This window comes from Variovorax guangxiensis, from assembly GCF_003952165.1.
GTDB lineage: Bacteria > Pseudomonadota > Gammaproteobacteria > Burkholderiales > Burkholderiaceae_C > Variovorax > Variovorax guangxiensis.
Genome location: NZ_RXFT01000004.1, coordinates 102,347 through 123,792 on the forward strand (window position 1 = coordinate 102,347; position 21,446 = coordinate 123,792).

The window sequence follows — 21,446 nt, forward strand, 5'->3', positions numbered from 1 at the left end:
GGGGGCGCTAACCGAGCGTGCCCAGCACCCCGTCCAGCCGCTCGACCAGCAGGTCGGCGTGCTCTCGCGTGAACACCAGGGGAGGCCTGATCTTCAGCACGTTGCCCTGCGGCCCCGTCGCGCTCAGCAGCACCTGCCGCTGCCGCAGCCCGTTGACCACCTTGGCCGCCTGCGCGGTGGCCGGCGCGCGCGTGGCGCGGTCGGTCACGAGTTCCAGCCCGATGAAGAGCCCGGTGCCGCGCGCTTCGCCGACGAGTGCATGGCGCTTGCCGAGCGCGGCCAGGCGCTCGCGCAGGTAGTTGCCGACCTGCAGTGCGTTGTCCTGCAGGCCGTTGCGCTGAATCACGTCGAGCACGGCCGAGGCCGCGGCCATCGAGACGGGGTTGCCGCCGAAGGTGTTGAAGTAACGGCTGGCCTGGCCGAAGGCCTTCATGACCTCGGGGCGCACCGCCAGGCCGGCGACGGGGTGGCCGTTGCCCATGGGCTTGCCCATGGTCACGATGTCGGGCACCACGCCGTGGCGCATGAAGCCCCAGAAGGCCTCGCCGGTGCGGCCGAAGCCGGGCTGTACCTCGTCGGCGATGAACACGCCGCCCGCGGCGTGGATCGCCTCCACCGCTTCGCGCAGGAAGCCGGTCGGGGCGGTGAACACACCGTCGCTGGAGAAGACCGTGTCCACGAGCAGCGCGGCGGGCGCGATGCCGTGCGCCTTGAGGTCAGCCACGGCCGCGCGTACGCCGTCGGCGAAGCGCTGGCCCGTCGTGGCATCTCCGCCCTCGGGCGCATCCACCAGCCGCACGTGCTCGCCCACGCGCACGTACTGGCCCAGCGAGGGCGAGGCGCAGGCGAGGGCCGAGGTCACGCCGTGGTACGCGAAGCGCGTGACGATCAGGCCGGTGTTGCCGGTGTGCGCCGTGGCGATGCGCATGGCCAGGTCGTTGGCCTCGCTGCCGGTACAGGTGAAGGTGGCGTGGCCGAGCTCGGGCGGCATGGTGGCCAACAGGCGCTCCGCATAGTCGAGGATGCCTTCGTGCAGGTAGCGCGTGTGGGTGTTGAGCACTGCCGCCTGTCGCGCGATGGCCTCGACCACCTCGGGCCGCGCGTGGCCCAGCGGCACCACGTTGTTGTAGGCGTCCAGCCAGGGCGTGCCGGCGGCGTCGTAGAGCCACACGCCTTCGCCGCGCACGGGGTGGAAGGGCTCGTCGTAGAAGAGCCTGTAGGCCGGCCCGAGCAGGCGGGCGCGGCGCGCGAGCAGGTCGTCGGTCGTTTTCTTCTCAGTCATGGATGGCTTCCGTGGTGCGGCAGGCGGCCTGGATGGCGGCCTGCACCTGTTCGGGCGTCAGCGCGGCGCAGGCCTGCAGCCTTGCCCACGAGACGGCGTTGTTGCGCATGAGGTAGGCGGCGTTGTCGGGCTGGCGCGCCGCGCGCCAGCCGCTGATGGCGACCACCATGGCCAGCCGCGCGCGCACGAGGTCGAGCAGGGCGAGGGTCTCACCATCGGTCAGCGGCGAGACCGTGTGGTAGTCGGCTGCGAAGCGCGCGATGGTCGCGAGGGCATCGCCCTGTTCGTCGATGTGGTACGAGGTGGCGACGGCCAGGTCGTCCACGAGCGGCGCATGCACCATGTCGCCGAAGTCGAGGATGCCCGCCACGCGCGCCGGCTCGTCCGTATCGACCAGCAGGTTGTAGAGGTTGAAGTCGTTGTGGATGGGCTGGCGGCGCAGCATGCCAAGGCGGGGCTTGGTGCGCTGCACGAAGCCGTCGAGCGCGGTCTCGGCCAGCGCGCGGCGGGCGGGGTCGGCCACGTGCACCAGCAGTGCGCGCACGCGGTCGGCGCGCTGGATGTCCCAGGGCAGTTCGCGCGCGCCGGCAGGGTGCTCGAAGCTGGCCAGCGCCAGGTCCAGCCGCGCCAGCATGCGGGCCACGCTGCTGCGCTGCGCCGCCGAGCGCGGCGCCTGCGGCATGGGCAGGCCTTCGAGGTAGCTGAAGAGGCGCGCCACGCGCGTGCGGCCCTCGGCGTCTTCGATCTGCACCGAGGCTGCGCCGGAACGGTCGGGCAGCAGGCGCTGCACCGGCAGGCCGGGGTCCGTGCGCGCGAGGTGCAACAGCGCCTGCGTCTGGAAGTCGGCGACCAGCGGATCTTCGTCGGGGTGCGAGAGCTTGAGCATGCAGCGCGCGCCGCCGCCTTCCGGCTCCAGCAGGAAGTTGGCATCGCGCTCGCCCGTGAGCGGCTTGAGGCTGCCCTGCATTCCGTACAGGCGCTGCAGCAGGTCCGCCGCCCAGTCCGTCTCAACGGGTGCGGGCGGCGCAGTCAGCACCGCCGCTTCGGGCAGGGCAGCGCGGATGGCGGCGTCGAGGTCGTGCGTCATCAGGCCGCCTTCTCGAAGCCGCCTAGCGCGCTGGCGAGGTTGAGGCCCAGGTCCTCCGACAGGTAGCCGCCTTCCTGCACCAGCACCGTGGGCAGCCCCAGGCGCGCGATCTCGCCGAGGATGCGGCCGAAGCCCGCGGTGCTCACGGCCAGCGCCTGGTAGGGATCGTTCTCGTGTGCGTCCAGGCCCATGGCCACGACCAGCGCGCCGGGCGCGAAGGCGCGGATGGTCGCGTGCGCGGTCGCCAGCGCGGCGAGGAAGCCCTCGTCCTGCGTGCCGCGCGCCAGCGGGAGGTTCAGGTTGTAGCCCAGGCCTTCGCCTTCGCCGGTCTCGTGCGCATGGCCGGTGAAGAAGGGCGTGCAGAAATGCGGGTCGCCGTGCTGAGAGACGGTCAGCACGTCCTTGCGGCGCCAGAAGATGCCCTGCGTGCCGTTGCCGTGGTGCACGTCGATGTCGAGGATGGCCACGCGGTCGTGCCTGCTGCGCAGGTGCTGCGCCGCGATGGCCGCGTTGTTGAGGTAGGTGAAGCCGTTGGCGCGGTCGGCGTAGGCGTGGTGGCCGGGCGGCCGGCACAGCGCGTAGGCCGCGCGCTCGCCGTCCAGCACAAGTTGCGCGGCATGCGTGGCCACGTGGGCCGACCAGGTCGCGGCATGCCAGGTGTGGCGGCCGATGGAGCAGGCCATGTCGCCCATGTGGTAGCCGGCCTGGCCGACCAGGCTGTCGGGGTAGGTGAAGGGCTGGCCCGGAAACGGGTGCACATTGGGCATGACCTCCTCGGAGGCGCCCTCGAGCTGCTGCCAGCGCTCCCAGGCGGTCTCCAGGAAGCGCAGGTACTGCGGCGTGTGGATCGCCGCGCGCGGGCCGGGCCCGTGGTCCTCGGGCGCGACGATGTCGTGGCCCTGCGCACGCGCGGCGTTCAGCAGCAGCGTGCCGCGCTCGGGCTGCTCGTTGCTGCGCTTCATGCGCCCGCGCACGATGAACTGCTGCGGATCGTGGCCGGTGTGCTGGTCGCTGTAGATGACTTTCATGTCGGGCTTTCAGTATTGGGGTTCGACGGTCCAGCTGATGGGAATCTCGGCGACGCTGGCCGAGGCCGGCAGTTCGAGCACCATCCGCGCGATGCGGGCCACGTCCTCGGGCCGCGTGGCCTGCCGCTGCTGCTCGGGCGGCAGGCCGGCAGCCATGTCGGTGGCGACGAAGCCCGGGCACAGCGCGGTGCAGCGCACGCGCGATTCGGCGCCGCAATGCCGGATGCCGTGCGCCAGCGAAAGCACCGCCGCCTTGCTCAGCGCGTAGAGCGAGGCATCGGCCGTGCGCACGCGCTTGGCCGCGAGCGAGGCCATCACCAGCACCTTGCCTTCGTCGGCCGCCAGCAGATGCGGCCAGGCCCTGCGCGTGAGCCGCAGCGGCGACTTCACGTTGACTTCCAGCAGCCGGTCGACCTCCGCGTCGTCCGCATCGATGACCGAGCGCGTGCTGAGGATGCCGGCGTTGTGCACCAGCGCGTCGATGCCGCCGAAGTCGCGCACGGTCGCGGCCACCCAGTCGGTCTCGCTGCGCGCGTCCTCGGCGTCGAAGCGGTAGCTGCGTACCCGGGCGGGCCCGTACTCGGCAAAGGCATCGGTGGCACCGCGCGCGCCCACGCTCACGCGCCAGCCACCGGCCAGCAGCTCGCGCACGATGGCGAGGCCGATGCCGCGGTTGCCTCCGCTGACCATGGCGACGCGGGGCAGCGCGCTCATCTCAGGGTTTGGTGAAGAGGCCGCGCACGTGGTCCTTGGCGGTCTCGAGGTGGTAGCGCAGCGCGTGCTCGACGGCGCCGACGTCGCGCGCCATCATCGCCTTGGCGATCGGCCTGTGCGTCTCGGCCAGCGCCTTCAGGTCGCCGTAGCTGTCCTCGCTGAGCGCGAGGAACATGCGCACCTCGGTCTGCATGTTGTCGAACAGCCGGTGCAGGTAGTGATTGCCCGACAGCGCGCTGATCGCGAAGTGGAAGTCCAGGTCGAGCGCCACCCGCTCGGGTGACGACAGGATCTCGGCGCGCTCCACCATGTCGTCCACGCGCGCGTCGAGCTGGGCCAGCTCGGCATCGGTGGCGTGCGTGCAGGCCAGCGAGGCGCCCAGCAGTTCGAGCTGGATGCGCACCTCGTACAGGTCGTTGACCTGCTTGGGCGAAACCGTGCGCACCGCGAAGCCATGGCGCGGACGCGAGATCAGCAGCCCCAGGCTTTCGAGGCGGCGTGCGGCCTCGCGCACGGGCGCGCGGCTCACGCCCATCTGCCGGGCCAGCTCGGCCTCGACGATGCGTTCGCCGGGCGCGATGCGGCCCGACAGGATGGCTTGCTGCAATTGCGCCTCCACCACGCCGACCAGGTCGGGCACCTGGATCGATGAGAAGGCGGGAGGGGTGGCGGCTTCGGCCCGGCTGGTGGTCATCTGAGTTCCTTGTCTCAATCTCTTGTGCGTATCATGCCGGCCGCCTTGGGGCTGCCGCCGCCCGCGCGCGCCAGGTACACGCCCGCCACGGCGATCAGCGCCATGCCCGCCAGCGCCGGCGCGTCGGGCGGGCGCTGGAACCACAGCGTGCTGATCAGCACAGCCAGCAGCAGCTGCACGTAGTTCAGCGGTGCCAGCGTGGCCGCGCCGACGCGGCGGAACGCGGCAAGCAGCAACAGCTGCGCGCAACCGCTGACAGCGCCGCCAGCGACCAGCAGCGCCATCTCGGGCCAGGGCGGCAGCGTGACGTGCGGCATGAACAGCACCGGCAGGTTCGTGACGACCAGGCAGGCCAGCGCCATGTGCGCGAACTGCACGGGCGCCGGCACCAGCCCCGAGAGCCGCCGCGTGAGCACCTGGAAGAGCGCATAGCAGACGGCCGACACCGCCATCAGCAGCGTGCCCGCCAGCGGCAGGCTGCCGCCCGGCCGCACGATGCACAGCATGCCGACGAAGCCCAGCAGCACGGCAGTCCACTGCGCGCGGCCCACGCGCTCCCCGAGCAGCCATGGCGACAGCGCGACCATGATCAGCGGGGCGGTGAAGTAGATGGCCGTGGCCTCCGCCAGCGGCATGGTGACGAGCGCCGTCATGAAGCAGGTGGCCACGATGGCCAGCGCCACGCTGCGCGCGGCCAGCAGCTTCTGGTGCGGCTGGCGCCACAGCCGCAGGTCGCCGTGGCGCACCAGCAGCACCAGCGCGATGGCGCCGATGGCGCTGTAGCGGCCCAGGTTGACGACGGCCGGCGCATGCGTGGCCACCATCTGCTTGGCGAAGGCGTCGTACACCGCGAAAAGCACCAGCGCGCAGAGGAAGAGGGCGATGCCCGCGCCCGCGCTGTTGCTGCCCTGGTCGGCACGCGCGAGTGAAACGGAGGTGGGGGCTGTGCTCATGCCGCCCGCTGCGACAGCATCGCCCACGCAAGCAGGTCGCCGCCCGGCGTCGAAACACTCACGCGCGCAGCCCCTCCAGAAACGCATCGAGCGCGGCGCCGATGGCCCCGACCATGTAGCCGCCTTCCTGCACCACCACCGTTGGCAGGCCCAGCGCGCGCACGCGTTCGCCCGCGAGGCGGAAGGCCTCCATGTCGAACTTGAGCACGCTGATCGGGTCGTCCTTGTAGGTGTCGAAGCCCAGCGGCAGCACCAGCGCCTGCGGCTGGAAGCGCTCGATGGCGGCGGTGGCCTGGTCCAGCGCCTGCGCGAACTCTGCGTTGCCGCTGCCGTGCGCGAGCGGCAGGTTGAGGTTGAAGCCTTCGCCCTCGCCGTTGCCACGCTCATGCGAGTAGCCCGTGTACCAGGGGTAGTAGCCGGCCGGGTTGGCGTGCGTGGAAATTGTCAGCACGTCGCCGCGCTCGTAGAAGATCTGCTGCGTGCCGTCGCCGTGGTGGGCGTCGATGTCGAGCACGGCCACGCGCGCATGGCGCCGTCGCAGCGTGGCGGCCGCGATGGCGCTGTTGTTCACGTAGCAGAAGCCTGCCGCGCGTGCACGCTGCGCATGGTGGCCCGACGGGCGGCACAGGGCATAGGCGATGGAGCCGCCGTCGAGCACCGCCTCGGCCGCCGCCAGCGCCGCATGCGCCGAGCGCAGGACGGAGCGCCAGGTGTTCGGGCCGATGGGGCATGACAGGTCGCCGACGTACCAGCCCGTCTGCGCCAGCACCGAGGGCGAAGGGCAGGGCCCCACGCGCGGTCCGTGCGGCGACATGTTGGGCAGCACCTCGATGCCCGGCTCCAGCCCGAAGCTCTCGACCTTGCGCCAGCGCTCGAACGCGGTCTCCAGGTAGTCGAGGTAGTCCGTGCTGTGCACCTGCTCCAGCGCGGCGCGCCCGGCGTCCGGTGGCGCACTGACCGCGATGCCGCGTGCGGCCAGCGTTGCCATCAAGGCCTCGGCGCGCGTGGGCAGGTCGGCGGGCTTGCAGATGCGGCCCACGCGCATGTACTGCTGCGGATCGTGCAGCAACTGGTCGTCGCTGAAGAAGGCTTGCATGTCAGTACTCCTTCTCGAAGCGGTCCATGGCGCGCGCCAGGCGCGCGAACAGGTCGTCCAGCTCGGCTCGCGTGATGATCAGCGGCGGGCACAGGCCGATGCTGTCGCCCATGGCGCGCACGATCAGGCCTTCTTCCAGCGCCAGCGCCGCGAAGCGGTAGCCGGCCTTGCAGTCGGCGGCGAAAGGCGTGCGCGCGGCCTTGTCGGCCATGAGCTCGATGGCGCCGATCAGGCCCACGCCGCGCACGTTGCCCACCCAGGGGCGTTCTACGAAGGTGCGCAGCCCGGCCTGGAACGCGGGGGCGAGCTCGCGCACGTGGTCGAGGATGCGCTCGTCCTCGTAGACCTTGAGCGTCTCCAGCGCCACCGCGCAGGCGACGGGATGGCCCGAGTAGGTGTAGCCATGGCCGAAGCTGCCGAGCTTGCCGCTGTTGGCGGCGATGGCGCTGTGCACCTTCTCGTTGACCATCACGGCCGAGATCGGCACGTAGCCCGAGGACAGCGCCTTGGCACAACTCAGGATGTCGGGCTGGATGCCGAAGGTGGTGGAGCCGAACATGTTGCCCGTGCGGCCGAAGCCGCAGATGACCTCGTCGGCGATCATGAGCACGCCGTACTTGCGCAGCACGGCCTGCACCTTCTCGAAGTAGCCGGCCGGCGGCACCAGCACGCCGCCCGCGCCCATCACGGGCTCGGCGATGAAGGCGGCCACCGTCTCGGGCCCTTCGGCCAGGATGGTCTGCTCCAACTGTTGAGCAAGGCGGCTGGAGAAGTCCTGCTCCGTCTCGCCGGGTTCGGCGTAGCGGTAGTGATGCGGGCAGTCGACGTGCAGGAAGCGCGCGGGCGCGGTGGCGATGGGCAGGTCGAAGTCGCGGTGGTTGCCGTCGAGACCGCCCATGCTGGCGGCGGCCACGGTCACGCCGTGGTAGGCGTTGCGCCGCGCGATGATCTTCTTGCGCTGCGGCTGGCCGATGGCGTTGTGGTAGTACCAGACCATCTTCACCGCGCTGTCGTTGGCCTCGGAGCCCGAGTTGGCGAAGAACACTCGGGCCATCGGCACAGGTGCCAGCGCCAGCAGCCGCTCGGCCAGGTCGGCCACCGCCACGTTGGTGCGCTGGTTGAAGGTGTGGTAGTAGGGCAGGGTGTTCAGTGCCTTCGCCCCGGCCTCGGCCAGGCGCTTGTTCGAGAAGCCCAGCGATGCGCACCACAGGCCCGACATGGCCTCCAGGTAGCGCCGGCCGTTCTCGTCGACGACGTGGATGCCGTCGCCCTCGACGATGACCAGCGGCGGCGTCTGCGGGAGCGCCGCCAGGTTGGTGTACGAATGCAGGTGGGTGGCGACGTCCTTGTCGCCGGTGCCTAGGGGTTCTGCCATGGGGTTCCTCCGTGGATGGCGGGCGGCGTTCTACAGCCGCGCCAGGTTGTCGTGGGTCTGCCGCGCGATGGCCTCGGGCCGGGTGCGTGTCGCGATGTGCGGCGTGACGGTGATACGCGGATGGCGCCAGAACGGGTGGCCTTGCGGCAGCGGCTCCTCGACGAAGGCGTCGAGCACGGCCGAGGCGATCTGGCCGCTCTGCAGCGCGGCCAGCAGGTCGTCCTGCACGAGGTGGGCGCCACGGCCGGCGTTGACGAGGCGCGCGCCGCGCGGCAACTGCGCGAACAGTCCGGCGTTCAAGATGCCGCGCGTGTCTTCGGTCAGCGGCAGCAGGCAGACCAGCGTGTCGCAGCCGGCCAGGAACTCGGCGCGTGCCGCGTCGCCGTGGAAAGCCTCGATGCCCTCGGGCAGATCGCTCTTGGGGCTGCGGCTCCAGCCGCGCACCCGGTAGCCGATGGCAAGCAGCGCGCGCGCGGCCGACTGCCCAAGCACGCCCAGGCCCGCGATGCCCACGCGGTGCCGGCCCGGTGGCTCGATGGGCGCTTCCTCCCAGGCCGCGCGTCGCTGGCTCTCGAGATAGGCGCCCATGTGGCGCTGGCCGTGCACCACGGCCCACGCCACATAGGCGTTCATGCCGTCGGCCATGTCCGGGTCGACGATGCGGCGCACCGGCACGTCGGGAAGGGCGGGGTCGCGCGTGATGTGGTCGGTGCCCGCGCCCACCGACTGCACCAGCCGCAGGCGCGGCATGCGCGCGAGCAGCCCCGGCGGCGGCGACCAGCAGACCACGGTGTCGATGCGGTCGAGCGCGTCCAGCTCCTGCACCTCGGTGTCGATGCGGTGCAGCCGGGCCTTCGGAAAACGCTCGCGGAAGGCGGGCTGCAGGTAGTCCATGGCGATCTGGTCGGAGACCAGCGCGATGTCGAGTTCGTGCGTCATGCGGCCACCGCCTGTTCGGCTGCCGCCGCCGACAGCCTCGGCTGCGCCTCGATCAGCGTGCGCGTGTACGCATGCTGCGGGTTCGCCAGCACCCTGGCGGTCTCGCCGTACTCGACGATCTCGCCGCGCTGCATCACTGCGATGTGGTCGCACATCTCGCCGGCCACGCGCAGGTCGTGCGTGATGAACACCATCGCCAGCTGGAAGCGCTCGCGCACCTCGGCGAAGAGTTTCAGCACCTGGGCCTGCACCGACACGTCGAGCGCGGAGACGGGCTCGTCGGCCACCAGCAGTTGCGGCTCCATGGCCAGCGCGCGCGCGATGCCGATGCGCTGGCGCTGGCCGCCGGAGAACTCGTGCGGAAAGCGCTCCGCCGCGTCGGGCTTGAGGCCCACCAGCTCGAGCAGTTCCATCGCGCGGGCCATGGCCTGCGCCTTGGGCACGCCCTGTGCGATCGGGCCGGCGGCAATGGCCGGGCCGATGCGGTGGCGCGGGTTGAGCGAGGCATACGGGTCCTGGAACACCATCTGGATCTTTCCTTGCGACTGCGCCCGGAACTGCGCGCCCGACTGCAGCGCACGGCCCTTGAACAGCACGCGGCCGCTGTCGAAGGGCGCGAGCCCCACGATGCAGCGGCCCACGGTCGACTTGCCCGAACCCGATTCGCCGACCAGCCCCAGCGTCTCGCCGCGGCGCAGCTCGAACGACAGGCCCTTGGCCGCTTCCACGCGCCGGCCCTTGCTGAACAGCCCGCCGCCTGTCACGTAGGTCTTGCGCAGTTCCTGCACCTGCAGCACGTGCTCGACGGGGCGCTGCCCGGAAGGCGCGCGCACCTGGCCGTTCGGAATGGCCGCGATGAGCTTGCGCGTGTAGGCATGCTGCGGCCGGGCCAGCACGGCGGAGGCCGGGCCGGCCTCGACCACCTCGCCGGTCTGCATCACGACGACCTGGTCGGCGATCTCCGAGACCACGCCGAAGTCGTGCGTGATGAAAAGCACCGCCGTGCCCTTGCGCTGCTGCAGCTCGCGGATGAGCTTCAGGATCTGCGCCTGCGTGGTCACGTCCAGCGCGGTGGTGGGTTCGTCGCAGATCAGCAGGGCCGGCTCCAGCACCAGCGCGCAGGCGATCATCACGCGCTGGCGCTGCCCGCCGGACAGGCGGAACGGATAGCTGTCGATCAGCACCTCGGGCTCGGGCAGGCCGACGTCGGCCAGCGCCGCGAGGATGCGCTGGCGCTTCTGCGCGGCCGACAGCTTCACGTGGGCGTCGAACACCTCGGCGATCTGCTCGCCGATGCGCATGACCGGGTTCAGCGCCGTCATCGGCTCCTGGAACACCATGCCGATGCGCCGGCCGCGCAGCGTGCGAAGCTGCGTCTCGTCGAGCTGAAGCAGGTCCTGTCCGTCGAAGAGGATGCGGCCGGCCACGGGCTCCACGTGCGGCCGCGGCAGCAGGCCCATGATGGCGTTGGCGATCATCGATTTGCCTGAGCCCGATTCGCCGACCACGCACAGCGTCTGGCCCGGCAGCAGCTGCAGCGAAGCGCCCCGCACCGCCAGTTCGCGGTCGGCGCCCGGGGGCAGGCGGATGTCCAGGCCCTGGACGTCGAGCACGGGAAGAACGAGCTTTTCCATTTTCATTTGCCCCTCCCGTCGGCGCGCGCGTTGAGGCCGTCGTTCAGGCCTTCGCCCACCAGGTTCAGCGCGAGCACCGTGAGCAGGATGGCCACGCCCGGGAACACCGCCATCCACCAGGCCTGGCGCAGCACCGTGCGCGCCGAGCCGACCATGTAGCCCCAGCTCATCTGGTTCGGGTCGCCCAGGCCCAGGAAGCTCAGGCTGGACTCCAGCAGGATGGCCGTGGCCACCATCAACGAGGCCATCACCACGATGGGCGAGGCGGCGTTGGGCAGGATCTGCGTGAGGATGATGCGCGGCGTGGACTGGCCCGCCAACTGCGCCGCCGCCACGAAGTCGCGCTGGCGCAGCGTCAGGAATTCGCTGCGCACCAGCCGCGCCACCGGCGGCCACGACACGATCGCGATGGCCGTGACGATCGACTGCACCGAGGGCTGGAAGATGGCCACCAGCACGATGGCCAGCGCGAAGCTCGGGATGGCCTGGAACAGCTCGGTGAAGCGCATCAGCGTGGCGTCGACCCAGCCGCCGAAGTAGCCCGAGACGGCGCCGATGCTCACGCCGATCAGCAGCGAGACCACGGTGGAGACCACGCCGATCAGCAGCGAGACGCGCGCGCCGGTGACGATGCCCGAGAGGATGTCGCGGCCCATGGTGTCGGTTCCCAGCAGCAGGCCCTGTTCCGCCATGGGCGCGGCGAACGGCGTGCCGACCATGTCCCAGGGGTTGTTCTGCGCGACGAAGGGGCCCAGGGCCGTGACCAGCGCCACCAGCATCAGCACGATCAGGCCGAAGACCGCGCCCTTGTTGCGGCTGAAGCGCCGCCAGAATTTGCTTTTCATGAAGGGCTCCTTGGCTCAGCTCAGCTCGATGCGGGGATCGACCAGCGTGTAGACGAAGTCGGTGATCAGGTTGAACAGCACGGCCATGGCCGCGGTGAACAGGAAGCAGCCGAGCAGCAGGTTGTAGTCGCGCTGCAGCAGCGCGTCGAACATGAGGCGGCCGATGCCGGGCCAGGCGAACACGGTCTCGGTCAGCACGGCGCCGCCGATCATCCCGCCGGCCTGGATGCCGGCGAGCGTGACCACCGGCAGCAGCGCGTTGCGCAGGATGTGCTTGCGCTGGATGCGGCCCGGAGCCACGCCCTTGGCGCGCGCGGTCTTCACGAAGTCCATCTGCGCGACCTCGAGCATGGAGGCGCGCGTCATGCGCGCATACACCGCCATGTAGAACAGCGCCAGCGTCAGCGAAGGCAGGATCAGGTGCTTGGCGATGTCCAGCGCCTTGTCGATGCCTGTGAGGTCCGCGCCCACGGTGAAGAAGCCGAAGGCGGGCAGCAGGTCGAACTGCACGGTGAAGAGCAGCACCGCCATCATCGCCAGCCAGTAGAGCGGCGTGGCGTAGAACACCAGCGCGACGACGGTGATCAGGCTGTCCTGCCACTTGCCCGCGTTGCGGCTGGCCAGCGCGCCCAGCACGATGCCGAACAGCAGCGAGAGCCCGAAGGCCGTGCCCGTGAGCAGCAGCGTGGCCGGCAGACGCTCCAGGATCAGGTCGACCACCGGCTGCTGCTGGCGGTAGGAAAAGCCCAGGTCCAGCTTGATCACATGGCCCAGGTAGTTGCCGAGCTGCACGGGCAGCGGCTGGTCGAGGCCGAACTGCTGGCGCAGCTGGGCCACGAACTGCGCATCGGACGCGCCGGCCTCGCCGGCCATGACCGACACCGGGTCGCCCGGCGCCGCGCGAACCAGCAGGAAGTTGACGGTGGCGATCACCAGCAGGGCCATCAGGCCCTGCAGCAGGCGCACGGACATGAACTGCAGTCGTTTCATGGCGAACTCGGTTCGGGCATGCGGTGGTCCGGCCTATTCAGCCAACACAGGCGGGCACCGCATGCGGGGAGGAAAGTCAGGCCAGCTTGACGCGGCCCAGGCTGTCGTTCAGGCCGATGCCGGAGGACACCACGTTCTGGATCTTGCTGCGGTACAGCGTCGGGAAGTTGATCTCGTGCAGCCAGGCCACGGGCACTTCGTCGACCAGCAGCTTCTGCACTTCCAGGTAGATCGCGCGGCGCCTGGCCGGGTCGCTCTCGCGCGCACCGGCGGCGAACAGTTCGTCGACCTTGGGGTTCACGTAGCCCGCCACGTTGTTGAAGGGCGAGCCCTTGGCGATGTTGTCGCTGGTGTAGTTGCGCGCCACCCCGAGCGCCGGGTCGCCGTACTGGTAGACGTAGGTGAAGGCGAGGTCGAAGTCCCACTCGCTGTTGCGCTGGTTCCAGCCGGCCACGTCGGTGGCGACCATCTCGACCTTGATGCCGGCCTGCGTGAGGTTCTGGCGCACGATCTCGGCCTGGCGCTGCCAGGATTCGCCATAGGGCAGCGGCAGCAGGCGCAGCGTCTCGCCCTTGTAGCCCGATTCGGACAGCAGCTTCTTGGCCTTGGCGAGGTCGCGCGGGTACTTGGCGACGTCGTCGCTGGCGTAGGCGATGTGGCTGTTGAAGGGGCCGGTGGCCGGCTTGGCGTAGCCATACCAGGCGACCTTGGCCATGGCCTCGCGGTCGATGGCGGTCCACACGGCCTGGCGGAACTTCACGTTGTTCATGGGCGCCGTGCGGTTGTTCATCCACAGCCAGCTGTGCGGCGCGAAGAACTCCCAGCCCTTGGTGGTCACGGCCGCGCCGGGCAGCTTTGCGAGGCGGCCCACGTCGAAGTACTCCACCGTGCCGCCCGGCGCGATGTCGACCTTGCCCGACTCGAACGCCGCGGCGCGCGCGGCCGCGTCGGGGATCACGTGGAAATACACGCTCTCCACGCTCACGATGCCCGGCTGGTGGTAGTTCTCGTTGGCCACGAGGTTGATGTAGGAGCCCTTGACCCATTCCTTGAACTTGAGCGGGCCCGTGCCGATCGGCGTGGCGTTGGCGGGGTTGGTCGCGAAGTCGGTGCCTTCGTAGATGTGCTTGGGCACCATCGGCATGGTGCCGTTCTCGAAGATGCCCATGAAGGGGCCGAAAGGCTGCTTGAGCTTGAACTCCACGGTGAGCGGGTCGAGCGCCTTGATCGATTCCACCTGCGCCAGGCTGGCGCGGAAGCGCGCGTGCGTCTTGCGCAGGAACACGTCGCACGAGAACACCACGTCGTCGGCGGTGAAGGGCTTGCCGTCGTGCCATTTGACGTTGGGCTTGAGCTTGAAGACGTAGGTCTTGCTGTCCGCGCTCACGGTCCAGGACGTGGCGAGCTGCGGCTGGGGCTCGAGCTTCTCGTTGTAGCGCAGCAGGCCTTCGTAGATGTTGCCCGCGATCAACTGCGTGGGGCCGTTCTGCACGATGCCCATCATCAGGCCAGGCGGCTCGGGCTGGACCAGCACGTTGACGACACCCTTCTTGCCTTGCGCCAGGCTGTGCAGGGGCACCCCGGCGATGGACAGGCCTAGGGCGGCGGAGCCGGCTTGGATCAGGTTGCGGCGTTTCATCGGTGCGGACCTTTCGAAGTGGGTAGGGCAGTGAAGAACGGGTGAATCTCAGTCGCGGAAGGAGGCCGGGCTGGCCGGGGCCAGGCGCTGAAGGAGCGCGCGCCATTCGCGGGCGTAGGGGTCATGCGGTGCGGAGGCGAGGCGGTTGGTGTCGCCGCTTTCGTACTGGCGCGCGGTCAGCTCGCAGACCTCCTCGGGCACCGGGTGCACGGCCTGGCCGGTGCCCTGGATGGCGACCTGCACGCGGCAGGCGCGCTCCAGGTTGTGCATGAGGATGAAGGCCTCTGCCACGCTGCGGCCCAGCGTGATCAGCCCGTGGTTGCGCAGGATCAGTGCGCGCGAATTCGGGCCGAGGTCGGCGACCAGGCGCTCGCGCTCCTCGTGGTTGAGCGCGATCCCTTCGAACTCGTGGTACGTCACGCGGTTGTGGAACTGCAGCGCCCACTGGTTGCACGGCTGCAGCCCGCCGGCCAGCGAGGACACGGCGACACCGGCGACGGTATGGGTGTGCAGCACGCAGACGGCGTCATGGCGCGCGGCATGCACGGCGCTGTGGATCGTGAAGCCGGCCGGGTTCACGTCGTACTCGGAGGGCTCGACGATGTTGCCGTCCAGGTCGATCTTCACGAGCGAGGACGCCGTGATGTCGCGAAACAGCATGCCGAAGGGGTTGATCAGGAACTGGTCCGTGGTGCCGGGCACGCGGGCGGAGATGTGGGTGTAGATGCTGTCGTCCATCCCATAGAGGGCGACGAGCCGGTAGGCGGCTGCGAGGTCCTGCCGGAGCTGGCGCTCCGCGGATGCCATGGGAGGGAGGGTGCCGCCGCGTACGTCCGGGATGCTTCGTTCTGCTGTTTCCATTGAATCTCCGAAGATCGACTGTCATCTGTCGACAGTATTCATCTTGCAGTTTGCGTGCCAGCCCAGACATCGGCGAAAACCCGCAAATTGGCTGCAGTTGGCGTTTCAGCCGGCCTCGCATGCACCGCGAGCGGGCACGCCTGTCGTTTTGCGTGCAAGCCATGCAGCTTGATGGCGCGAATGCGCCCGCCCCGGCGGCCTCACGAATATCTTTGTCGCCCTAAAGGCTCAGCACTCCGGCGCTGCCTTATAATCACGAAAAAGCACGATCGTTCTTTTTTATGGCGCCAGCGCCGACGGGAAGAATGGAGAGGCGGCAAAGGTCGCGCCCTAGAATGACCGGTTTGCCCTCGAAGCCCCCTTTTTGCAATCCAATGGAGTCAAGTCAATGAAGGTTCTTGTGCCTGTCAAACGGGTCGTCGATTACAACGTGAAGGTGCGCGTGAAGAGCGACGGCACCGGAGTGGACATTGCCAACGTCAAGATGAGCATGAACCCCTTCGACGAGATCGCCGTTGAAGAAGCCGTGCGGCTGAAGGAAAAGGGCGTGGTCACCGAAGTCATCGCCGTCTCCTGCGGCGACGCCAAGAGCCAGGAAACCCTGCGCACCGCCATGGCCATCGGTGCCGATCGCGGCATCCTGGTGGAAACCACCGAAGAACTGCAGCCCCTGGCTGTCGCCAAGCTGCTGAAGGCGCTGGTCGACAAGGAGCAGCCTTCCCTCATCATCCTCGGCAAGCAGGCCATCGACGACGACGCCAACCAGACCGGCCAGATGCTGGCGGCCTTGGCTGATCTTCCCCAAGCCACCTTCGCCTCGAAGGTCGAAGTCGCAGGCGACAAGGCTACCGTGACCCGCGAAGTCGACGGCGGCCTGGAAACCGTGGCGCTGACGCTGCCCGCGGTCATCACCACCGACCTGCGTCTGAACGAGCCGCGCTACGTGACGCTGCCCAACATCATGAAGGCCAAGAAGAAGCAGCTCGACACGGTCAAGCCGGAAGAGCTGGGCGTGGACGTGAAGCCCCGCCTGAAGACCCTCAAGGTCGCCGAGCCGCCGAAGCGTGGTGCCGGCATCAAGGTGCCCGACGTTGCGACGCTGGTGGACAAACTGAAGAACGAAGCGAAGGTGATCTGAACATGACCGCACTTGTTATTGCCGAACACGACCACGCCAGCATCAAGCCGGCCACCCTCAACACCGTGACCGCAGCGCTGGCCTGCGGAGGCGACGTCCACGTGCTCGTGGCCGGCGCCAATGCAGCCGAAGCGGCCAAGGCAGCGGCACAGATCGCAGGCGTGGCCAAGGTCATCGCAGCCGACAGCCCGAGCCTTGCTGAAAACCTCGCCGAGAACGTCGCAGCCCAGGTGCTCGCGATCGCCGGCAGCTACAGCCACATCCTGTTCCCCTCGACCGCCAACGGCAAGAACGTCGCGCCGCGCGTGGCCGCCAAGCTGGACGTGGCGCAGATCAGCGACATCACGGCCGTGGTGAGCGCAGACACCTTCGAGCGTCCGATCTATGCGGGCAACGCCATTGCCACCGTGCAGAGCAGTGATGCGACCAAGGTCATCACCGTTCGCACGACCGGCTTCGACGCCGCGGCAGCCACCGGTGGCAGCGCCGCCGTCGAATCGGCTGAAGGCGTGGCAGACAGCGGCAAGAGCAGCTTCGTGGGCCGTGAAGTCACCAAGAGCGAGCGTCCTGAACTGACGGCCGCCAAGATCATCGTTTCTGGTGGCCGTGCCCTGGGCAGCGCCGAGAAGTTCACCGAGGTGATGGCACCCCTGGCCGACAAGCTCAACGCCGGCCTGGGCGCCAGCCGTGCAGCCGTCGACGCGGGCTACGCCCCGAACGACTGGCAGGTGGGCCAGACGGGCAAGATCGTCGCGCCGCAGCTGTACATCGCAGCGGGCATCTCGGGCGCGATCCAGCATCTGGCCGGCATGAAGGACTCGAAGGTGATCGTGGCGATCAACAAGGACGAAGAGGCGCCGATCTTCTCGGTGGCCGACTACGGCCTCGTGGCCGACCTGTTCACGGCCGTGCCGGAACTGGTGAAAGCGCTCTGATCGCATCGCTGCACTGAGCCAGAGGGCATCGTTCGCGATGCCCTTTTCGTATCCGCTGTATCTGGAGACATGACATGAGCTACACAGCCCCCATCAAGGACATGCTGTTCGACATCGAGCACCTGGCCAACATCGGCGAGATCGCGAAGCTGCCGGGCTTCGAGGATGCCGGCCTCGAAACCGCGCAGGCCGTGCTCGAAGAGTGCGCGCGCTTCAACCAGGACGTGATCGCGCCCCTGAACGTGGCGGGCGACCGCAATCCCTCGTCGTTCAAGGATGGCGCCGTCACCACTACGCCGGGCTTCAAGGAAGCCTTCGCGCAGTACGTGGCCGGTGGGTGGCAGGGGCTGCAGCATCCGGCGGATTTCGGTGGCCAGGGCCTGCCCAAGACCATCGGCGCTGCTTGCGGCGAGATGCTCAACTCGGCCAACATGAGCTTCGCACTGTGCCCGCTCTTGAGCGACGGCGCCATCGAGGCGCTGCTCACGGCCGGCTCCGACGAGCTCAAGGCCACCTACCTCGAGAAGCTCGTGAGCGGCCAGTGGACGGGCACGATGAACCTCACCGAGCCGCAGGCCGGCAGCGACCTCGCCATGGTGCGCAGCCGCGCCGAGCCACAGCCCGACGGCACCTACAAGGTGTTCGGCACCAAGATCTTCATCACCTACGGCGAGCACGACATGGCGCAGAACATCGTGCACCTCGTGCTGGCCCGCGTGGCCGGCGCGCCCGAAGGCGTGAAGGGCATCAGCCTGTTCGTCGTGCCCAAGTTCCTCGTGAACAAGGATGGCTCGCTTGGCGAGCGCAACGACGTGCACTGCGTGAGCATCGAGCACAAGATGGGCATCAAGGCGTCGCCCACGGCCGTGCTGCAGTATGGCGACCACGGCGGGGCCATCGGCTATCTCGTCGGCCAGGAGAACCGCGGCCTCGAGTACATGTTCATCATGATGAACTCCGCCCGCTACGCCGTGGGCATGCAGGGCATCGCGATCGCCGAGCGCGCCTACCAGCACGCCGTGGCCTACGCGAAGGAGCGCGTGCAGAGCCGCCCGGTGGACGGCTCCATCAACGCCAGCGCGCCGATCATCCATCACCCCGACGTCAAGCGCATGCTGATGACGATGCGCGCCTACACCGAAGGCTGCCGTGCCATGGCCAGCGTGGCCGCCGCAGCCTACGACGCCGCGCACCATCACCCCGACGCGGACGCGCGCAAGCAGAACCAGGCCTTCTACGAATTCATGGTTCCGCTGGTGAAGGGCTACAGCACCGAGATGAGCCTTGAAGTGGCCTCGCTGGGCGTACAGGTTCACGGCGGCATGGGCTTCATCGAGGAGACCGGCGCGGCGCAGTACTACCGTGACGCCAAGATCCTGACGATCTACGAAGGCACCACCGCCATCCAGGCCAACGACCTCGTGGGCCGCAAGACGGCGCGCGACGGCGGCCAGACAGCCAAGGCGATCGCCGCGCAGATCGAGAAGACCGAAGCCGAGCTGGCCAGGATCGACAACCCCGCTGCCGCGGCCGTGCTCAAGCGCCTGAAGGCTGCGCGCCAGGCCTTCGTCGAAGTCGTCGATTTCGTGGCCGGCCAGACCAAGGCCTCGCCCAACGCGGTGTTCGCGGGCAGCGTGCCCTACCTGATGCTCGCGGGCAACCTGGTGGCAGGCTGGCAGCTCGCGCGTTCGCTGATCATTGCGCAGGACCTTGCCTCGCGCAGCTTCGACACCGACTTCATGCTGGCGAAGATCGCCACCGCGCGCTTCTACGCCGAGCACATCCTCAACAAGGTGCCGGGCATCCGCGACAGCATCGTCGACGGTGCCGAGAGCGTGACGGCGCTGGCGCTCGAGGCTTTCTGAAATACGGACAGCCGAACGCAGAAGTCGCAAAGGTTACGCAGAAGTCGCAGAAGAAAAACCAGAATTTGTCTTCGGGTCCTTTCGCGACCTTTGCGTAGTTTTTGTCTTCCTTCTACGTTCGGCTGCCCGATCCCGCATTCAACACAACTTTCAAGAGACAAGCATCATGTCGAAACTGCCTCCCGTCCTCGCGAACCTGCCGCTGCCGATCATCGGCTCGCCGCTGTTCATCATCAGCAACCCCAAGCTCGTGATCGCGCAATGCAAGGCGGGCGTGGTGGGTTCGATGCCGGCGCTCAACGCACGTCCTGCGGCGCAGCTGGAAGACTGGCTCGCCGAGATCACCGAGGAACTGGCGGCCTACAACAAGGCCAACCCCGACAAGCCCGCTGCACCGTTCGCCATCAACCAGATCGTGCACAAGAGCAATGACCGGCTCGAGCACGACATGGAGATGGTCGTGAAGTACAAGGTGCCGATCGTCATCACCTCGCTGGGTGCGCGCACCGACGTGAACGAGGCAGTGCACAGCTACGGCGGCGTGACGCTGCACGACATCATCAACAACAAGTTCGCGCAGAAGGCGATCGAGAAGGGGGCCGACGGCATCATCGCCGTGGCGGCCGGCGCCGGCGGCCATGCGGGCACGAAGAGCCCGTTCGCGCTGGTGCAGGAAATCCGCCAGTGGTTCGACGGCCCGATCGCACTGTCGGGCTCTATCGCCACCGGCGGGGCGGTGCTGGCGGCACAGGCCATGGGCGCCGACTTCGCCTACATCGGCACGGCCTTCATCGCCACCGAGGAGGCGCGCGCGAGCGACGAGTACAAGCAGGCCATCGTCGACGGCACCTCCGACGACATCGTCTATTCGAGCCTCTTCACCGGCGTGCACGGCAACTACCTTGCGCCCAGCATCATCAAGGCCGGCATGGATCCGGCCAACCTGCCCGAAGGCGACGTGAAGACGATGAACTTCGGCGGCGGCGAAGGCAGCAAGGCCAAGGCCTGGAAGGACATCTGGGGTTCGGGCCAGGGCATCGGTGCCGTGACCGAGGTGGCCACCGCCGGCGCCTTCATCGAGAAGCTCAAGCGCGAATACACGGAGGCAAGGCAGCGGTTGGCGCTTTGACTGCCTTTGCCGACGGCGCCGCGCCCGTTGCGAGCGCGCCGCCGTCTTCATCCGCGGGACGCATGCCGCTGCTCGATGCGGCAAAGGGCGTCGCCTGCGCGGTGATCGTCGGACATCACCTTTCGCGCTACGGCCCGATGCCGGCGGGCGCATACGCGCTCGCACCCGATTTCTTCGCCTGGCTGGCCGACGAAGGGCGGCTGGCGGTTCAGGTGTTCCTGGTGATCGCAGGCTTCCTGGCGGCGGCCAGTCTTGCGCCCGACGGCACGCTGCGAGTGGACCGGCCGGTGGCGCGCATCCTGCAGCGCTATGGGCGGCTGATCATGCCGTACCTCGCCGCGCTCACCGTGTGCGTGCTGGTCGCGGCGGTCGTGCGGCCCTGGCTCGACGAAGAGGTGGTGCCGGCTGCGCCGACTTTCGGGCAATTGATCGCCCACGGCCTGCTGCTGCAGGATCTGCTGGGTTACGAGTCGCTCTCCACGGGCGTCTGGTACGTGGCCATCGACTTCCAGCTCTTTGCGCTGGCGTTGGTGCTGGTGGGGTTGCCGTCGATGCTGCAGCGCACCGGCGGCCCGGCACCGCAGGGCCTGCGGGCGCGATGGCTGCCCGTGGCGCTGGTCTTCGGGCTGGCAGTGGCTTCGCTCGCGCTCTTCAATCGCAATGCGGGGCTGGACGACACTGCCTTCTATTTCTTCGGCACCTACGGCCTGGGCATGCTGGTGTTCTGGATCGGGCGCGCGACGCGATACAGCACGTGGCAGAGCGCGATCGCGCTGCTGGCGCTGGTTGGGGCGGGCGCGCTGGCGATCGACTGGCGCAGCCGCATCGCGACCGCGCTGGTCACGGCGCTGCTGATTGCCATTGCTCAGCGGCGGAACTGGCTGTCGCCGAAGCACTGGCCCGCGACGGCGATGCCGCTGGTGCGGCTGGGGCGGATGTCGTATTCGTTGTTCCTCATCCACTTTCCGGTGCTGCTCGCCATGAATGCTGCGGTTGCGAATGCAGGTCCGCACGGCTCGTGGTTCGACGCGGCCGGCCTTGTGGCGACTTTCGGCCTGTCGGTGGTCGCCGCGGCGTTGCTCTATCGCTGGGTGGAAGCGCGCCCGGCCTCCTGGCGCGCGGTGTTCGCGCTGTTCGCCGCGCTGCTGGTCAGCGGAATAGTCGTTTCTCATTAAGGAACGGGCGCGCCAGCGCAGGCGCACCGTCCGAATCTTCCTGAACCGGTTGCGTTAGCGCGCGGGA

The 21,446-nt window shown here is 68.7% G+C and carries 19 protein-coding genes; 5 read left to right on the top strand and 14 right to left on the bottom strand.

Annotation, left to right across the window (positions count from 1 at the left end):
* Positions 1-7: 7 nt before the first annotated feature.
* From EJP67_RS11330 to EJP67_RS11395, 14 genes are all read right to left on the bottom strand, one after another.
* Positions 8-1,282 carry an aspartate aminotransferase family protein gene (locus tag EJP67_RS11330; protein WP_126021811.1) on the bottom strand — a complete coding sequence of 425 codons (1,275 nt, stop codon included), beginning with the start codon at positions 1,280-1,282 and terminating at the stop codon, positions 8-10.
* Positions 1,275-2,369 (bottom strand): phosphotransferase, encoded by a 1,095-nt coding sequence (locus EJP67_RS11335; RefSeq protein WP_126021812.1) that lies wholly within the window; start codon positions 2,367-2,369, stop codon positions 1,275-1,277. The genes EJP67_RS11330 and EJP67_RS11335 overlap by 8 nt, the downstream gene beginning before the upstream one ends.
* On the bottom strand, positions 2,369-3,397 hold the full coding sequence (locus tag EJP67_RS11340) for a histone deacetylase family protein (protein WP_126021813.1): 1,029 nt from the start codon (positions 3,395-3,397) through the stop codon (positions 2,369-2,371). Before EJP67_RS11340 ends, EJP67_RS11335 begins: the two co-directional genes overlap by 1 nt.
* 9 nt (positions 3,398-3,406) lie before the next feature.
* Positions 3,407-4,111: an SDR family NAD(P)-dependent oxidoreductase gene (locus EJP67_RS11345; RefSeq protein WP_126021814.1), complete on the bottom strand. Its 705-nt coding sequence runs from the start codon at positions 4,109-4,111 to the stop codon at positions 3,407-3,409.
* Position 4,112: 1 nt separating this feature from the next.
* Positions 4,113-4,805 (bottom strand): GntR family transcriptional regulator, encoded by a 693-nt coding sequence (locus EJP67_RS11350; protein ID WP_126021815.1) that lies wholly within the window; start codon positions 4,803-4,805, stop codon positions 4,113-4,115.
* Between the two features lie 14 nt (positions 4,806-4,819).
* Positions 4,820-5,758, bottom strand: coding sequence for a DMT family transporter (locus EJP67_RS11355; RefSeq protein WP_126021816.1), 939 nt, complete (start codon positions 5,756-5,758; stop codon positions 4,820-4,822).
* Between the two features lie 58 nt (positions 5,759-5,816).
* Positions 5,817-6,854, bottom strand: coding sequence for a histone deacetylase family protein (locus tag EJP67_RS11360; protein WP_126021817.1), 1,038 nt, complete (start codon positions 6,852-6,854; stop codon positions 5,817-5,819).
* Position 6,855: 1 nt separating this feature from the next.
* Positions 6,856-8,229 carry an aspartate aminotransferase family protein gene (locus tag EJP67_RS11365; protein WP_126021818.1) on the bottom strand — a complete coding sequence of 458 codons (1,374 nt, stop codon included), beginning with the start codon at positions 8,227-8,229 and terminating at the stop codon, positions 6,856-6,858.
* A gap of 30 nt (positions 8,230-8,259) precedes the next feature.
* Positions 8,260-9,168 (bottom strand): 2-hydroxyacid dehydrogenase, encoded by a 909-nt coding sequence (locus EJP67_RS11370; protein ID WP_126021819.1) that lies wholly within the window; start codon positions 9,166-9,168, stop codon positions 8,260-8,262.
* Positions 9,165-10,802, bottom strand: coding sequence for an ABC transporter ATP-binding protein (locus EJP67_RS11375; RefSeq protein WP_126022135.1), 1,638 nt, complete (start codon positions 10,800-10,802; stop codon positions 9,165-9,167). The genes EJP67_RS11370 and EJP67_RS11375 overlap by 4 nt, the downstream gene beginning before the upstream one ends.
* Positions 10,803-10,804: 2 nt before the next feature.
* Positions 10,805-11,647: an ABC transporter permease gene (locus EJP67_RS11380; RefSeq protein WP_126021820.1), complete on the bottom strand. Its 843-nt coding sequence runs from the start codon at positions 11,645-11,647 to the stop codon at positions 10,805-10,807.
* A 15-nt stretch (positions 11,648-11,662) separates the two neighbouring features.
* A complete protein-coding gene (locus tag EJP67_RS11385) occupies positions 11,663-12,637 on the bottom strand; it encodes an ABC transporter permease (protein ID WP_126021821.1) in 975 nt (324 codons plus the stop codon).
* A gap of 76 nt (positions 12,638-12,713) precedes the next feature.
* Complete coding sequence (locus EJP67_RS11390) at positions 12,714-14,276, bottom strand: ABC transporter substrate-binding protein (RefSeq protein ID WP_126021822.1); 1,563 nt, start codon at positions 14,274-14,276, stop codon at positions 12,714-12,716.
* A 48-nt stretch (positions 14,277-14,324) separates the two neighbouring features.
* On the bottom strand, positions 14,325-15,083 hold the full coding sequence (locus EJP67_RS11395) for a class II aldolase/adducin family protein (protein ID WP_126021823.1): 759 nt from the start codon (positions 15,081-15,083) through the stop codon (positions 14,325-14,327).
* Positions 15,084-15,525: 442 nt separating this feature from the next.
* Between EJP67_RS11395 and EJP67_RS11400 the strand changes: the two genes are divergently transcribed.
* From EJP67_RS11400 to EJP67_RS11420, 5 genes are all read left to right on the top strand, one after another.
* Entirely contained in the window at positions 15,526-16,275 is a 750-nt protein-coding gene (locus tag EJP67_RS11400) for an electron transfer flavoprotein subunit beta/FixA family protein (RefSeq protein ID WP_126021824.1), read from the top strand.
* Between the two features lie 2 nt (positions 16,276-16,277).
* The gene (locus EJP67_RS11405) at positions 16,278-17,210 is read left to right on the top strand and encodes an electron transfer flavoprotein subunit alpha/FixB family protein (protein WP_126021825.1); all 933 of its coding nucleotides are present in this window, start codon (positions 16,278-16,280) and stop codon (positions 17,208-17,210) included.
* A gap of 74 nt (positions 17,211-17,284) precedes the next feature.
* On the top strand, positions 17,285-19,075 hold the full coding sequence (locus EJP67_RS11410) for an acyl-CoA dehydrogenase (RefSeq protein ID WP_126021826.1): 1,791 nt from the start codon (positions 17,285-17,287) through the stop codon (positions 19,073-19,075).
* 166 nt (positions 19,076-19,241) lie between these two features.
* Positions 19,242-20,204 carry an NAD(P)H-dependent flavin oxidoreductase gene (locus EJP67_RS11415; protein WP_126021827.1) on the top strand — a complete coding sequence of 321 codons (963 nt, stop codon included), beginning with the start codon at positions 19,242-19,244 and terminating at the stop codon, positions 20,202-20,204.
* A 62-nt stretch (positions 20,205-20,266) separates the two neighbouring features.
* Complete coding sequence (locus tag EJP67_RS11420; protein ID WP_126022136.1) at positions 20,267-21,379, top strand: acyltransferase family protein; 1,113 nt, start codon at positions 20,267-20,269, stop codon at positions 21,377-21,379.
* The last annotated feature ends 67 nt before the right edge of the window (positions 21,380-21,446 follow it).